A 13,509-nucleotide genomic window follows, 5' to 3' on the forward strand; every position below is an offset into this window, starting at 1 on the left:
GGAGTGCAGGCTCAGAGCCCGAGCAGCTTCTTCAAGCGCGGCACGTCGTTCTTGGCGACCTCGGTCGCGCCGGAGAGGCGGCGGGTCAGCTTGCTGGACTTCTTCTCCAGCAGGTGGCGCTTGCCGGCCTTCTCCCGCATCAGCTTGCCGCTGCCGGTGACCTTCACTCGCTTGGAGGTCCCGCTGTGGCTCTTGTTCTTGGGCATGTCCGTCCTCGTCTCGTTCAGCCACCCGGTGGGGCGGCCTCGCGTGCTCCCGGCCCGGGGGCCGGGAGGTCACTCCTCGACAGACTCCGCGGCGTCGTGGTCGGCGTCGCCGCCGTCCTGCTTCACCGGGCGGGTCTTCGTGGTCTTGTGCGGCGCCAACACCATGATCATGTTGCGGCCGTCCTGCTTCGGGTTCGACTCGACGAAGCCCAGCTCCGCGACGTCCTCCGCCAGCCTCTGCAGCAGCCGGTAACCCAGCTCGGGCCGGGACTGCTCACGGCCCCGGAACATGATGGTCACCTTGACCTTGTTCCCGTGCGACAGGAAGCGGGCCACGTGGCCCTTCTTCGTCAGGTAGTCGTGCGGGTCGATCTTCGGGCGGAGCTTCTGCTCCTTGATGACCGTCAGCTGCTGGTTCCGGCGCGACTCGCGGGCCTTCTGCGCGCTCTCGTACTTGAACTTGCCGTAGTCCATGAGCTTGCAGACCGGCGGCCGTGCCTGCGCGGCGACCTCGACGAGGTCGAGATCCGCTTCCTGGGCGAGTCGGAGCGCGTCCTCGATGCGAACGATCCCGACCTGCTCGCCGTTCGGCCCGACCAGTCGAACCTCGGGCACGCGGATGCGGTCGTTGATGCGCGGCTCGGTGCTGGCGGGGGCACCTCGGTTCGAGGGACTTGTCATTCACGTCCTTTGTGACTCGTTGTGCGCCGAAGACAAGAGGCCCCACACCTGCCCGGTGTGAGGCCCGCTTCCGACCGATCGCACAACGAAGGGCGCAGTCCACCCGTCGAGGTGACCGGACCCGGCCACCTGAGGCGGTGGAGCGCGGGTGGGAGCGGGGCTCCACTTGCCGTCCCCACACGGGTGGGGACTGGTCGCGCGGAGAATGCTACCAGACGGCCTTGTCAACCCCCGAACCGGCGACCCGATCGAGGAGGTTGCGAGAATGGCTCCCGTGACCGACCTGCCTACCGACAACGTCCGCGAGCTGTCCGACGTTCCCAGCATCGAGGTGATCAGCAAGGCGTCCATCATGCTGCTGTCGGCCGCCGCCGAGCGCCTCGGCCTGGCCGACGAGGACCCCGACACCAGCCCCCGGCGCGACCTGGACGAGGCCCGCCGGCTGATCACCGCGCTGGCCGGCCTGGTCACCGCGTCGGCCGAGTACCTCGGCCCGCACGCGGGCCCGCTGCGCGAGGGCCTCCAGTCCGTGCAGCGCGCGTTCCGCGAGGCGTCGGCCGTGCCGGACGAGCCGGGCCAGGGCCCCGGCGAGAAGTTCACCGGTCCGGTCTACTGATCCCCCTCCCTGCGGCACGGGGCCGTGCCGCAGGGACGTTGTCGGGGTGCGGCTCTACCCTCCGGCGGGTGAGCATGATCGGGAACCACCTGCGCCTGACCCTGGCCGAACTCGACCGCGCGCTGGAGGACCCCGCGTGGGTCGGCGAGCTGGTGGACGGGGTGGACGAGGACGACGCCCGCCTGCACAGCACCGGCAAGGCGTGGCACGCGCTGGCGTTCGCCACCGGCCGGCGCGGCTTCCCGGTCGACGTGGTCCGGGGTGAGCACGACGTGCCGGGCGCCGAGGACCGGGGCTACGGCCCGCCCCGCTACCTGACCCGCGACGAGGTGTGGGACGCCGCCCGGTTCGCCGCCCGCACGGACCCCGGCGCGCTGCTGGGCGACCTCACCCCGGAGGACCTGGTCGCGGCCGAGGTGTACCCGGTGTCCTGGTGGGCGGACGAGGACGCGCTCCACCTCCTGGCCGGCGAGTACGCGGAGCTGTCCCGGTTCCTCCGGTCGGCCGCGCGGTCCGGCGACGCCGTGCTCACCTGGATCTCCTAGACCGGGGCGGGGCCGTGCCGGGTCGCGCCGCGCCGGGTCGCGCGCAGCCCGCCGACCGCGAGCTGCCGGGCCGCCAGCGCCTCGACGACCGCCGGGTCGCGGCGTCGCCAGCCGTCCGCCGGGTCGCCGTCGAAGCGGGCGAGTTCGCGCAGCGGCAACGTGTTCAGCGCCTGCAGCGCGAGCAGGTCGAACCGGCCGGTGTCGCGCAGCCGGGCGGTCGCGGCGGCCCGGCGGGCGTAGCGGAGCCGCAGTGGCAGCCAGGTCACGAGCAGGAACGCCACCGGCACGGCGATCAGCGCGACGGCCAGCCACAGCGCGGCGGTCTCCACCGCCTCGACCTGGGTCCGGCCGGCGTCGACCAGGGTGCCGCCCGCGTCCCGGCCCCGGTCCAGCGCCTCGCCGAGCTTCCCGCCGACCAGCGGCACGTCCCGGGCCTTGGCGGCGGCGTCGCTGAACGTGTCGCGCAGCCCGCCGCCCGCGCGGGTGAGCTGGTCGCCCGGTGCCCGCAGCGCCAGCACGGTGTCCCGCGCGGCCAGCGCCACGGTCACCCAGAACCACACCCAGCCGGCCGCGAGGAGGTCGGCGGCCACTTGTCGCCCAAACCGGCCGGGCCGGTCCGCGTACCACTTCATGCCCGAAGCAATACCAGTCCGGCCGGTCCGCGGGCAGGTCGCCGCGCGCCGGCTTCGGCAGGCGGTTCGCCGGGTCCGTGCGGTGGGACCGGCAGGTCGGCGGGCGGGGCGACCGTCGTCGCTGATCACGCCGTTCGGCCGAAACGGTTGCAGGCACGGGATGTGACGATGGTCGGTGCGGGCGGGGCCGCCGCGCACACTACTGTCGGAACGGTGGGGACGACCTTCGGCGATCTGCTGCGCGGGCACCGGCAGCGCGTGAAGCTGACCCAGGAGGAGCTGGCGGACGGCTCCGGGGTGAGCGTCCGCGCGATCAGCGACATGGAGCGCGGCCGGGCCAAGGGCCCGCAGCGGCGCACGGTCGAGGCGCTGGCCGCCGTGCTGCAACTGGACCGGGACCAGTCCGACGCCCTGGTGGCCTCGGCGAAGGAGGGCCGGGCGCGGCGGCAGGTGACCGTGGCGCCGTGCGCGCTGCCGCCGGACGTCGCGGACCTGACCGGCCGGGAACGGGCGCTGGGCGCGCTGGCCGAGGCCGCTGCGGGCGGCACGACGTCGGTGGTCGTGGTGCACGGCCCGCCGGGCGCGGGGAAGACGGCGCTGGCGGTGCGCGCCGGGTACCGGCTCGGGTCGCGGTTCGCGGACGGCTGCTTCTTCTTCGACCTGCGCGGCATGGACGCCCGGCCGGTGCACCCGGCGGAGGTGGTGCACCGGATGCTGCTGGCGCTGGGCGTGGAGCACCCGCCGGCCAGCGAGGCGGAGCGCTCCGACCTGTACCGGGAGCTGCTGCGGGAGCGGTCGACGCTGCTCGTGCTGGACAACGCCGCCGACGAGGCTCAGGTCCGGCCGCTGCTGGCGACCGGGCTCGGGTCGCTGGTGCTGGTCACGTCCCGGCAGGTGCTGGGCGGGCTGTCGGCGGTGGCGCGGCTCGGCCTGGACGTGCTGGGGCACGCCGACTCGGTGGCGCTGCTGGGCGCGATCGCGGGCCGGTCGCGGGTGGCGGCCGAGGACTCGGCGGCGCGGGACGTGGCCCGGTTGTGCGGGCACCTGCCGCTGGCGCTGCGGATCGCGGGCAACCGGCTGGCCAGCCGTCCCAAGTGGACGGTCGCGCACCTGGCCGGGCAGCTCGCCGACGAGCGGCGCCGGCTGACCGCGCTGACGGCGGGCGACCTCCAGGTGCGCACGGCGTTCGAGATGTCCTACCGGCAGCTCGACGGCAAGGCGGCGCTGGTGTTCCGGCGGCTGTCGCTGGTGCCCGGCGCGACGTTCACGCCCGAGCTGGCGGCGGTGGCGGCGGGGATGGACCGCGACGCGGCCGAGGACACGCTCGAAGAACTGGTCGACATGAGCCTGCTGGACACGGCGGACACGCCCGGCCGGTACGTGTTCCACGACCTGGTGCGGGTGTTCGCCGGCGAGCGGCTGGCCGGCGAGGAGCCCGACCACGAGGACACCCGGCGGCGGGTGGTGTCGTGGCTGCTCGGCGCGGCCACGACGGCGGCCGGGTTCTTCGGGCCGGACGCGCGCACCGGCTCGTCGGGGTCGTTGCGGGGCCGGGAGGACGCGGACGCGTGGCTGGCCGCCGAGACCGGCAACTGGTCGGGTGCGCTGCGGTGGGCGGCGGCCGACGGCGCGCACCGCGAGGTGCTCGACCTGGCGACCGCCGTGCACTGGTACTCCGACCAGCGCGGCGACGGGGCGACGTGGGTGGAGGTGTTCACCGCCGGCATCGCGGCGGCGCGGGCGCTGGGCAGCGTGCGCGACGAGGCGGTGCAGCTGAACTTCCTGACCTGGACGCTGTGCGTGCTCCAGCGCAAGCCCCGGGAGGCGTTGGCGCTGCACGACCAGGCGTGGCGCGCGGCCGTGGCGGCGCAGGACGTGGTGGAGCAGGGCTGGGCGGTGCACTACCGGGCGGCGTCGGAGATGCGGTCGGGCGCGCTGGACGCGGCGCGGGTGAGCGCGGAGCGGGCGCAGGAGCTGTTCCGCCGGGCGGGGTTCCCGCTGGGCGAGCAGATCTCGCTGTCGTGCCTGGCGCTGGTGCTGCACGGCCTGCAGCGCTACGAGGAGGCGGCGGGGGTGCACCGGCGGCTGGTGGCCGACGTCCGGTCCGGGGCGCTGGACATCGCGCCGGTGCTGCGGGACGAGATGCTCGCCAGCCTGCTGACCCGCACGGCGGAGAGCCTGGTGGAGCTGGGGCGCTGGTCGGAGGTGCTGACCACCGCCGAGGAGGCGCTGGGGCACTCGACCGCCGCCAGCGCGCCCGGCAGCACGTGCGACGCCCGGCACCTGCGCGGGCTGGCGCTGCTCCGGCTCGGCGACCCGGAGCGGGCGCGGGCGGAGCTGGTCGTGGCGGACGAACTCGCCACCGGGCACCGGCTCCACCGGGCCGGCGCGGTGCTGGAGGTGCTGGCCGAGGCGCACGACGAGCTCGGCGACCCGGAGGCGGCAGCACGGTGCCGGTCACGGGCCGCCGAATCGCGGTCAGCCGATCGGTGAGGCGTTCCTGGCCATCGCCGTGTGGTCCTTCCGTGACGCGCGACTACTGGGATGTCCCAAGTCAACCGCCGGGCGAAGCCGCGCACCACGCAGAACAACCGGCAGAAGTACGCGGAGTCACCCGATCAGCCGACGCGGCGCGTCGGGGTCACCGTCAGTCGCCCACCACGGCGAGCGCGTCGATCTCCACCAGCAGACCTTCGGGGAGCCCGACGTACACCGTGGTGCGGGCGGGGAACGGCTGCGCGGTGACGACCTGGCCGTAAGCCTCGTTCATCTCGCCGAAGTGCGCGGTGTCGGTGAGGTAGACGCGGAGCATGAGCACGTCTTCCAGCGACGCGCCCGCCGCCTCCAGCACGGCGACCACGTTGGCCAGCGCCTGCTTGGTCTGCTCGGCGACCGTCTCGCCGACGATCGCGCCGGTCGCCGGGTCGAACGCGACCTGGCCCGCGACCTGGAGCACGTTGCCCTTGCGGACGCCCTGGGAGAAGGCCGCCACCGGAGCAGGTGCGTTGGAGGTGCGGATCTCGGTCTTGGACATGCTCGTTCTCCTGTGTTGGATTGCCTCGGCTCCGCCGAGGCGGGCGAAGCCGCTGGGAAGACGCGGCTTCGCGCGGTGGTTGGGGTTCGAACTGCGTGGGATGGCTTGGGTTCGGACTGCGCGGGATGGCTCGGGTGGCGGGCGCGGCTCAGTCGCGGGGCGACCAGCCGCATTCCAGCGAGGCCGCGCGCGCCGTGGCGAGCAGGTCCGGCAGGTGGGACATCAGGCCGTCGAAGTCGAGCATCACCTTGGGCACCGACATCGACAGCGCCGCCACGAACTCGCCCCGCGCGCCCCGGATGGGCACGGCCAGGCAGTGGATGAAGTCCTCGTGCTCGGCGTTGTCGACGGCGTACCCGCGCGCCCGCACCCGGTCCAGCTCCTGGAGGTACGCGGCGGGGGTGGTGATGGTGTTCGCGGTCAGCGGGACGTAGTCGATGGTCGCGGCGATCTCGCGGCGGCGGGCCTCCGGCAGGTCCGACAGCAGCACCTTGGCGACGGCCGTGCAGTGCAGCGGCGCGCGCCGGCCGATGCGCGAGTACATGCGCATCGGGTGGGTGCTGTCGTACTTGTCGATGTAGATGACCTCGCCGCCCTCGTAGGACGCCAGGTGCACGGTGTACCCGAAGCGGGCGTTGAGGTCGCGCAGGGCGGGTTCGGCCGCGCGGCGGACGTCCCGTTCTTCCAGCGCGCGGTTGGCGAGGTCGAACAGCGCCGCGCCGAGCCGGTAGTGGTGCACGCCGTCGCGTCTGACGAACCGGTGCGATTCCAAGGTGCGCAACAACCTCAGCGTGGTCGACTTGTGCACCTCGATGACCGCCGACAGCTCGTCCAGCGTCTTGGCACCCTTGGCCAGCTCCCCCATCAGGGTCAACGCCCGGTCCAGGCTCTGACTCATCCCACTCGTCTCCTCAGGTGCGCGGCGGCCCACGTCGCCGGATCGGCGTCCAGCAGCGGCCCGGTCACCCCGGCCGGCAGCGGTTCGCCCACATCCTCGCTGGTGAGCAGCGCCGCAGCCGCCTGGAGGTGGCCGGCGCGCAGTCGGCGTGTCGGCTCCAGGCCGGCCAGGTGGGCGGCCAGGTAGCCGGCGGCGAACCCGTCGCCCGCGCCGACCGGCTCGACGACCTCGACCTTCAGCGCCTCCTGGTAGGTGGTGACGTCGTCCTCGACCAGGGTCGCGCCCTGGTCGCCCTGCTTGACCACGATGGTGCGCGGCGTGGGCAGCAGGGTGCGCAGCTTGGCCGGGTCGCCGGTGCCCCACACCGCTTCGGCCTCGTCCGCGCCGGTGAGCACGATGTCGGCCGCGTCCGCCAGGTCCAGCAGCACGGACGGGTCGCGGTCCGGCCACAGCGCCGGCCGCCAGTTGAGGTCGAACGACACGAGGTGCCGGCGCGGGCGGGACAGCGCTTCCCGCACCAGGTCCAGGCAGCTGTCGGACAGCGCGGCGGTGATGCCGCTCAGGTGCAGCAGCCGCACGCCGTCGAGGTCGAGCCGGTCCAGCGCGTCGCGCCCCATCGCGGACGCCGCCGAACCGCGCCGGTAGTACCGGACGGGGCTGCCCGCCGCGTCCGCTTCCTTCACGTAGAGACCGGTGGGCCGGGTCGGGTCCACCCGCACCCCCGACACGTCGACGCCCGCACCGCGCACGAAGTCGAGCACGGCACCGCCGAACGCGTCGTCCCCCACCGCGCCCACCCACCGGCTGCGCAGCCCCAGCCGCGCCAGGTGGATGGCCACGTTGGACTCGGCCCCGCCGATGGCCCGCGTCCAGGTGCGCACCTCGCGCACCGGACCGGGGTCGGCGGGCACCAGCACCACCATGGTCTCGCCCAGGCACACCACGCCGCCCGTTAGGTCGAACCGCATCCGCTCCTCCGAGCCCTTTGATTGACGAGGCGGCAGCCGAATGTTACACAACTCATCATCACATCGCGCAATAGCCGTTGCGGAAGACGCAACGTGAGGAGCGAGACAGTGGACATCGACCACGACGCCGTGGCCGCGATCCGCGCCGAGCGCGTGGACTGGCGGTTCAAGGGCCTGCCCGCGAGCGCGTTCGGCGCGACCCTCGCGGAAGTGGCCGACCGCCGGCCCGACCTGTTCGCCGACGGCTTCGTCGGCCCGCTGGTCGTGCTCGACGCCTCGGCGCTGGAGCACAACCTGGGCACCATGGCCCGCTGGTGCGCGGCGCACGGCGTGCTGCTGGCCCCGCACGGCAAGACGACCATGGCACCCCAGTTGTTCGCCCGCCAACTGGGACTCGGCGCGTGGGGCATCACCGCCGCGAACACCAGCCAGCTGCGGGTGTACCGGGCGTTCGGGGTGCGCCGGGTGCTGCTGGCCAACCAGCTCGTGGACCCCGCCGGGCTCGCCTGGGTCGCCGCCGAGCTGGCCGCCGACCCGTCGTTCGAGTTCACCTGCTGGGCGGACTCCGTCGCCGGGGTCGAGCTGATGACCGAGGCGCTGGGCGCGGTCGACCGCCCGGTGGACGTGCTGGTGGAGCTGGGCGCACCCGGCGGGCGGACCGGGGCGCGGGACCGGGCGACGGCTGTCGAGGTGGCCCGCGCCGTCGTGCGCAGCCCCGCGCTGCGGCTGGCCGGGACCGCCGGCTACGAGGGCGCGCTCGCCCACGACTCCTCCCCCGCCGCGCTGTCCGCTGTGGACGGTTACCTGGACGACCTGCGCGCGTTCACCGTCGAGGTGCACGACCTGTTCGAGGTGCCCGAGCCGGTCGTCACGGCGGGCGGCAGCGCGTACTTCGACCAGGTGGCCGCGAAACTGGGCGGGTCGTGGCCGTTCCCGGTGCTGCCCGTGGTGCGCAGCGGCGCGTACGTGACCCACGACGACGGCTTCTACCGGGGCATCTCGCCGTTCGGCCGGGTCGCCGGCGAACAGCCGTTCCGGTCGGCGCTGCGGGCGTGGGCGCAGGTGACGTCCAAGCCCGAACCCGGCCTGGCCCTGCTGACCATGGGCAAGCGCGACGCGTCGTTCGACGAGGGCCTGCCCGAGCCCCAGGTGGTGCGCGGCCGGGACGGCGTGCAGCGGCCCCTGGACGCGACGGTCACCGCGCTCAACGACCAGCACACGTTCCTGGCCCTGCCCGAGGGCTCCTCCGCCGTCGAGGTCGGCGACTGGGTGGGCTTCGGCCTGTCCCACCCGTGCACGGTGTTCGACAAGTGGCAGCTCCTCCCGGTGGTCGACGGCACCACCGTGGTCGACCTGGTGCGCACGTACTTCTGAGAAAGGACGGCGGCGTGGACATCGTCTTCAAGGGCGCGCTCGTGGTGGACGGCACGGGCGCTCCCGGCTACCGGGCGGACGTGGGCGTGCGGGACGGCCGGATCGCGGCCATCGGCGACGCGAGCGGGGGCCGCGCGGTCGACGCGGACGGCCTGGTGCTCGCACCGGGCTTCATCGACATGCACTCCCACTCCGACCTCCAGGTGCTCGCCCGGCCCGACCACCTGGCCAAGGTCTCGCAAGGCGTGACCACCGAAGTGCTAGGCCAGGACGGGTTGTCTTACGCGCCCGTGGACGACTCCGTCCTGGCCGCCCTGCGCGGGCAGCTCGCCGGCTGGAACGACGACCCCGCCGGGTTCGACTGGAACTGGCGGTCCGTCGGCGAATACCTGGACCGGCTGGACCGGGGCATCGCGGTCAACGCCGCCTACCTCGTCCCGCAGGGCACGTTGCGGATGCTGTGCGTCGGCTGGGACGACCGGCCGGCCACCGCCGCCGAGCTGGACCGGATGCGGGCGACCCTGGCCGACTCGCTGGCCCAGGGCGCCATCGGCATGTCGTCGGGCCTGACCTACACGCCCGGCATGTACGCGGGCGTGGACGAGCTGGTCGCGCTGTGCCGCGTGGTCGGCGAACTCGGCGGGTACTACAGCCCCCACCACCGCTCGTACGGCGCGGGCGCGCTGGAGGCGTACGCGGAGATGGTGGACGTGTCGCGGGCGTCCGGCTGCCCGCTGCACCTGGCGCACGCCACGATGAACTTCGAGGTCAACCGGGGCCGCGCGGGCGAGCTGCTGGCGCTGCTGGACGGCGCGATCGCGGACGGCGTGGACATCACCCTGGACACCTACCCGTACCTGCCGGGCGCGACCTACCTGTCCGCGCTGCTGCCGAGCTGGAGCGGCGAGGGCGGCCCGGACGCCACCCTGGCGCGGCTGTCCGACCCGGACACCCGCGAGCGGATCAGGGCGGAGATCGAGGACACCGGGTCGGACGGCTGCCACGGCGTGCCGGTCGACTGGGCCACCATCGAGATCAACGGCGTGCGCCGGGCCGAGAACGCGCACCTGGTCGGGCGCAGCGTCGCCGAGTCGGCACGGGCCGCCGGGCGCGCGCCCGCCGAGCTGTACTTCGACGTGCTGGTAGCCGAACGCCTCGGCACGTCGTGCCTGATGCACGTCGGCCACGAGGACAACGTGCAGGCGATCATGCGGCACCCGGCGCACACCGGCGGCAGCGACGGGCTGCTGGTCGGCGACCGGCCGCACCCGCGCGCGTGGGGCACGTTCCCCCGCTACCTCGCCCGGTACGTGCGCGAGCTGGGCGTGCTGGGGCTGGAGGAGTGCGTCGCGCACCTCACCGGCCGTGCCGCCAAGCGCTTGCGCCTCACCGACCGGGGTCTGGTCCGCGAGGGCTGGGCGGCGGACCTGGTGCTGTTCGACCCCGACGCGGTGACCGACACCGCCACCTTCGACGAACCCCGGCAGACCGCCTCGGGCATCCCGCACGTGCTGGTCAACGGGGTTCCCGTGATCGACGACGGCAGGCCGACGGGTGCCCTGGCCGGCCATTCCCTGCGCAACCCCGGAGGCCGCGCGTGATCGACTGGCTGCAGCACAGCACCGGCGGGCTGCTGACCCTGTCCGGGTTGGCCATCGCCCTGCTGCTGGTGCTGATCATCCGGCTCAAGGTGGAGCCGTTCATCGCCCTGCTCGTGGTCGGCCTGACCGTGGCGCTGGCTGCCGGGCTGCCGGTGGAGCAGATCGTCGGCTCCGCGCAGAAGGCGTCCGGGACGTTGCTGGAGAACGGGTTCGGCGGCATCCTCGGGCACGTCGCGGCGATCATCGGGCTCGGCACCCTGCTCGGGTCGATCCTGGAGGCGTCCGGCGGGGCCGAGGTGCTCACGCGCACGCTGCTGCGCGCGTTCGGCGAGAAGCGCGCGCCGCTGGCCATGGGCCTCGCCGGCCTGGTGTTCGGCGTGCCGGTGTTCTTCGACATCGGCATCTTCGTGCTCGCCCCGCTGGTCTACGCGGCGGCCAAGCGCGGCGGCCGGTCGATCGTGCTCTACGCGCTGCCGCTGCTGGCGGGCCTGTCGGTGATGCACGCGTTCATGCCGCCGCACCCCGGTCCCGTCGCCGCCGCCGGCCTGCTGCACGTCTCGCTGGGGTGGATCATCATCATGGCGCTGGCCGTGGCGGTCCCGGCGTGGTTCCTCGGCGGCGTGCTGTTCTCGGCGTGGGTGGGCAAGAAGGTCGTCGTGCCGGTGCCCGAGGAGATGCTCGCGGCGGCCGAGAAGCTGCGCGGCGACCAGTCCCGGCCGGAGCCGCCGCTGTCGCTGGTGCTGGGCATCATCGCGGTGCCGCTGGTGCTGATCCTGTCCGGGACGTTCGGCAGCATCCTGCTGCCCAAGGGTTCGGCGGCGCTGGGCGTGTTCGCGTTCCTCGGCACGCCGGCCGTGGCGCTGACCATCGCGGTGCTGCTGGCGTTCTGGCTGCTGGGCTACCGGCGCGGCATGACCCGCGAGCAGGTCACCGAGCTGTCGGCGGCGTCGCTGCGGCCGGTGGCGATGATCCTGCTGGTGGTCGGCGCGGGCGGGTTCTTCGGCGCGGTGCTGTCCGCGACGGGCGTGGGCAAAGCCCTGTCCACGTCGCTGGCCGACCTCGGCCTGCCGGTGATCGCGCTGTCCTACGTGATCAGCTGCGCGCTGCGGATCGCGCAGGGCTCGGCGACCGTGGCGATCGTGACCACGACGGGGATCGTCGCGCCGGTCGTCGGCGAACTCGGCTACTCGCAGCCGCAGCTCGCGCTGGTCGTGATGGCGATCGCGGCCGGGTCGATCATCGCCTCGCACGTCAACGACGGCGGTTTCTGGATCGTGTCGCGGTACTTCGGGCTGTCGGTCAAGGAGACCCTCCAGACGTGGACGGTGCTGGAGACCATCCTGTCGGTGGTGGGCTTCGCCGTCGCGGCCCTGCTCAGCCTCGTGGTCTGACGCCGGTCCCGCGTGTGCCAGTGCCCGCCGGAACTCCCGGCGGGCACTGGCCTTCCGAGGGGCGCCAGGTGGTCTAGGAGCCGGCTTTCCCACCGTCCGGCTTGGCGGCGAACCACACCCCGCCCACGCCCTGGCCCTCGGCCTCGCCGCAGACCTCGTCGCCGGAGAACCGGTACAGCGGCCACCCGGCCACGGTCACCTGCCGCTGGCCGCCCACCCGGGTCACGGTGCCGACCAGCGACCGGTCCACGCCCCGCACCTCGAACTCGGTCGACTCGACCAGCAGCGGCGGCCAGGTCGCCACGCAGTCGCCAGTGCAGTTGGAGGTCGGCGGCTTCGCGGTGTCCCTGTCGAAGCGGTACAGCGTCATGCCCTCGGCGTCGGTGAGCACCGTGCCCAGGTTCCCGATCGAGGCGGTGGCCAGCACCGAGCCCGCCGAGCCCGCCGACGCCGGCACGACCTTCCTGCCGTCCGGCGCGGCGGCGAACCACGTGCCGCCCACGCCCTGGCCCTTCGCGTCGCCGGGTGCGGTGTCCTGCGCGAAGCGGTAGACCGGCCACCCGGCCACGGTGACCTGCCGGACGCCGTCCGCGCGGTCCACCGTGGACACCAGGGCCCGGTCGACGCCGCTCACCTCGAACTCGGCCGCCTGGGCGACCAGCGGCGGCCACTTCGCGGCGCACTCACCGTCGCAGGTGGACGCGGACGGCTTGGCGGTGTCCTCGTCGAAGCGGTACAGCGTCATGCCCTTGCCGTCGGTCAGCACGGTGCCCAGCGTTGGCACTGCGGCGGTGCCCAGCAGGGTCGCGTCCCCCGCCGCCGGGTCGACCCGGCCGAGGCGCTCGGCGACCGCTCCCCCGCCGGCGGCGGGCACCGGGTCGCCTCCCTCCGTGCCCCGGCCGCACGCGGCGAGCAGCACCAGCGCGACGGCCCCGAAGAAGAGCGCACGAGTACGGGACATGGCAGACCTCCTGGGGGTGTTCGCTCGCTTCCGCTGCGGCAACCGACTCGCCCCCGACACGGCTGCCGAGCCGGAACGGTTCACCCCGATCCGGAGGGACTTCGGATCGGCCCCGCCGCTAAGCGCGGCGCGCGGCCCGGAACCCAGCCAGGTAGGCGCGCAGGCCGCGCCGGCCGTGGCGCATCATCAGCTCGTGGTTGGCCTTGAGCACCGGGCGGCTGACCAGCGCGATCCGGCGCAGCAGGGTCTTGCGCACCTCCACCTCCTGCTCGTAGACCAGCCGCGTGCCCGCGCCGTCCGCCTCGACGCGCCAGCTCGCCGTGCCCTCCAGGTCGCCGACCAGGTCGGCGCGCAGCAGCCCCGCGCCCGGGTCGTTCGCGTTGTGCCAGGTCTCGAAGACGAGGTCGTACGGCAGCAGCGACCGGCAGCGCAGCTCGGCGGCCCGGTCCGCGATCTGCCTCGCCTCCCGCACCTCCGGCCACCACTGCGGGTAACTGGCCAGGTCGGCCAGCACGTCGAAGGTCTCCCCGGGCGGCGAGTCGACCAGCCAGGTGCTGCGGAAGCGGTAGGAGTTCAACGGCATGGTCGTGATGGTCGTCCAG

14 protein-coding genes are annotated in these 13,509 nt (G+C 73.8%); 6 read left to right on the plus strand and 8 right to left on the minus strand.

What is annotated here, in order from left to right; translation table 11 throughout:
• Window positions 1-11: 11 nt before the first annotated feature.
• Together rpmI and infC are read right to left on the minus strand one after the other, a co-directional pair.
• Window positions 12-206, minus strand: coding sequence for a 50S ribosomal protein L35 (gene rpmI, locus AB0I60_RS34965; RefSeq protein WP_015804175.1), 195 nt, complete (start codon window positions 204-206; stop codon window positions 12-14).
• Between the two features lie 69 nt (window positions 207-275).
• Window positions 276-887 (minus strand): translation initiation factor IF-3, encoded by a 612-nt coding sequence (gene infC / locus AB0I60_RS34970; protein WP_360737871.1) that lies wholly within the window; start codon window positions 885-887, stop codon window positions 276-278.
• A 265-nt stretch (window positions 888-1,152) separates the two neighbouring features.
• Here infC and AB0I60_RS34975 point away from each other — a divergent pair, with 265 nt between their 5' ends.
• Window positions 1,153-1,503, plus strand: a complete 351-nt coding sequence (locus tag AB0I60_RS34975; protein WP_360737873.1) for a DUF1844 domain-containing protein — start codon at window positions 1,153-1,155, stop codon at window positions 1,501-1,503.
• Between the two features lie 74 nt (window positions 1,504-1,577).
• Complete coding sequence (locus AB0I60_RS34980; protein ID WP_360738009.1) at window positions 1,578-2,048, plus strand: YfbM family protein; 471 nt, start codon at window positions 1,578-1,580, stop codon at window positions 2,046-2,048.
• On the opposite strand, the gene AB0I60_RS34985 is transcribed toward AB0I60_RS34980, so the two are convergent.
• Window positions 2,045-2,680 (minus strand): hypothetical protein, encoded by a 636-nt coding sequence (locus AB0I60_RS34985; RefSeq protein WP_360737875.1) that lies wholly within the window; start codon window positions 2,678-2,680, stop codon window positions 2,045-2,047. The genes AB0I60_RS34980 and AB0I60_RS34985 overlap by 4 nt on opposite strands.
• 213 nt (window positions 2,681-2,893) lie before the next feature.
• Here AB0I60_RS34985 and AB0I60_RS34990 point away from each other — a divergent pair, with 213 nt between their 5' ends.
• Window positions 2,894-5,173, plus strand: coding sequence for a helix-turn-helix domain-containing protein (locus AB0I60_RS34990; RefSeq protein WP_360737878.1), 2,280 nt, complete (start codon window positions 2,894-2,896; stop codon window positions 5,171-5,173).
• A 154-nt stretch (window positions 5,174-5,327) separates the two neighbouring features.
• On the opposite strand, the gene AB0I60_RS34995 is transcribed toward AB0I60_RS34990, so the two are convergent.
• The 3 genes from AB0I60_RS34995 to AB0I60_RS35005 all read right to left on the minus strand — a co-directional run bounded on the left by AB0I60_RS34995 (window position 5,328) and on the right by AB0I60_RS35005 (window position 7,580).
• Window positions 5,328-5,714, minus strand: a complete 387-nt coding sequence (locus tag AB0I60_RS34995; protein ID WP_360737880.1) for a RidA family protein — start codon at window positions 5,712-5,714, stop codon at window positions 5,328-5,330.
• Between the two features lie 148 nt (window positions 5,715-5,862).
• Entirely contained in the window at window positions 5,863-6,612 is a 750-nt protein-coding gene (locus AB0I60_RS35000; RefSeq protein WP_360737882.1) for an IclR family transcriptional regulator, read from the minus strand.
• Window positions 6,609-7,580, minus strand: coding sequence for a sugar kinase (locus AB0I60_RS35005; RefSeq protein WP_360737884.1), 972 nt, complete (start codon window positions 7,578-7,580; stop codon window positions 6,609-6,611). Before AB0I60_RS35005 ends, AB0I60_RS35000 begins: the two co-directional genes overlap by 4 nt.
• Window positions 7,581-7,673: 93 nt before the next feature.
• Between AB0I60_RS35005 and AB0I60_RS35010 the strand changes: the two genes are divergently transcribed.
• The 3 genes from AB0I60_RS35010 to AB0I60_RS35020 are packed head-to-tail and all read left to right on the plus strand — an operon-like array spanning window position 7,674 to window position 11,946.
• Window positions 7,674-8,954, plus strand: a complete 1,281-nt coding sequence (locus AB0I60_RS35010; protein WP_360737886.1) for an amino acid deaminase — start codon at window positions 7,674-7,676, stop codon at window positions 8,952-8,954.
• A 14-nt stretch (window positions 8,955-8,968) separates the two neighbouring features.
• Window positions 8,969-10,555 (plus strand): D-aminoacylase, encoded by a 1,587-nt coding sequence (locus tag AB0I60_RS35015; RefSeq protein ID WP_360737888.1) that lies wholly within the window; start codon window positions 8,969-8,971, stop codon window positions 10,553-10,555.
• Entirely contained in the window at window positions 10,552-11,946 is a 1,395-nt protein-coding gene (locus AB0I60_RS35020; protein ID WP_360737890.1) for a gluconate:H+ symporter, read from the plus strand. Before AB0I60_RS35015 ends, AB0I60_RS35020 begins: the two co-directional genes overlap by 4 nt.
• 73 nt (window positions 11,947-12,019) lie before the next feature.
• On the opposite strand, the gene AB0I60_RS35025 is transcribed toward AB0I60_RS35020, so the two are convergent.
• Window positions 12,020-12,907 carry a hypothetical protein gene (locus AB0I60_RS35025; RefSeq protein WP_360737893.1) on the minus strand — a complete coding sequence of 296 codons (888 nt, stop codon included), beginning with the start codon at window positions 12,905-12,907 and terminating at the stop codon, window positions 12,020-12,022.
• 118 nt (window positions 12,908-13,025) lie between these two features.
• Window positions 13,026-13,490, minus strand: a complete 465-nt coding sequence (locus AB0I60_RS35030) for an SRPBCC family protein (protein WP_360737895.1) — start codon at window positions 13,488-13,490, stop codon at window positions 13,026-13,028.
• Between the last annotated feature and the right edge of the window lie 19 nt (window positions 13,491-13,509).

Origin of the sequence: Actinosynnema sp. NPDC050436 (assembly GCF_040655415.1) — a bacterium.
In the GTDB taxonomy this organism is placed as follows: domain Bacteria; phylum Actinomycetota; class Actinomycetes; order Mycobacteriales; family Pseudonocardiaceae; genus Actinosynnema.

What these genes read in the sequence shown, in the direction of transcription:
- AB0I60_RS35025 (WP_360737893.1), bottom strand. Translation starts at nt 12,907, where the DNA reads ATGTCCCGTACTCGTGCGCTCTTCTTCGGGGCCGTCGCGCTGGTGCTG.
- AB0I60_RS34975 (WP_360737873.1), top strand. Translation starts at nt 1,153, where the DNA reads ATGGCTCCCGTGACCGACCTGCCTACCGACAACGTCCGCGAGCTGTCC.
- AB0I60_RS34985 (WP_360737875.1), bottom strand. Translation starts at nt 2,680, where the DNA reads ATGAAGTGGTACGCGGACCGGCCCGGCCGGTTTGGGCGACAAGTGGCC.
- AB0I60_RS34980 (WP_360738009.1), top strand. Translation starts at nt 1,578, where the DNA reads ATGATCGGGAACCACCTGCGCCTGACCCTGGCCGAACTCGACCGCGCG.
- infC (WP_360737871.1), bottom strand. Translation starts at nt 887, where the DNA reads ATGACAAGTCCCTCGAACCGAGGTGCCCCCGCCAGCACCGAGCCGCGC.
- AB0I60_RS34995 (WP_360737880.1), bottom strand. Translation starts at nt 5,714, where the DNA reads ATGTCCAAGACCGAGATCCGCACCTCCAACGCACCTGCTCCGGTGGCG.
- AB0I60_RS35000 (WP_360737882.1), bottom strand. Translation starts at nt 6,612, where the DNA reads ATGAGTCAGAGCCTGGACCGGGCGTTGACCCTGATGGGGGAGCTGGCC.
- AB0I60_RS35030 (WP_360737895.1), bottom strand. Translation starts at nt 13,490, where the DNA reads ATGCCGTTGAACTCCTACCGCTTCCGCAGCACCTGGCTGGTCGACTCG.
- AB0I60_RS35005 (WP_360737884.1), bottom strand. Translation starts at nt 7,580, where the DNA reads ATGCGGTTCGACCTAACGGGCGGCGTGGTGTGCCTGGGCGAGACCATG.
- rpmI (WP_015804175.1), bottom strand. Translation starts at nt 206, where the DNA reads ATGCCCAAGAACAAGAGCCACAGCGGGACCTCCAAGCGAGTGAAGGTC.